The sequence below is a fragment of the Janibacter sp. CoH_79_TC_3 genome, assembly GCF_058197955.1.
This window is the reverse complement of the sequence record NZ_JBXWIV010000160.1, coordinates 1-247: the sequence shown is the minus strand read 5'-3', so window position 1 is coordinate 247 and position 247 is coordinate 1. Positions and strand designations below refer to the sequence as shown.

The window sequence follows — 247 nt, the reverse complement described above, 5'->3', positions numbered from 1 at the left end:
CTATAAGCGTCATCCGGGTGTGCTGATTAAACCCATACCGTTTATGAGAAGAGTGAACAAGCACATTCACAACAACATAACCATCAGAAACAATCTGTTTATGGTAGGCAGAGATGTACCTATCAGAGCGTACGGCGTTGATGGGCTGAATATTTACGGCAATGTATACGAAGGCTCGCACAAAGTTGTTACAAGAGCCTGCAAAAAGGTGAAATAAAAAATCAAAAAGAATTAAGGAGGTGATACC

At 40.9% G+C, this 247-nt stretch carries 1 protein-coding gene; it reads left to right on the top strand.

Going from position 1 to position 247, the window contains the following annotated elements; translation table 11 throughout:
* The coding region (locus AC2FA3_RS15470; protein WP_490510365.1) for a hypothetical protein at positions 1-217 on the top strand (217 nt) is incomplete at its 5' end.
* Positions 218-247 lie beyond the last annotated feature (30 nt).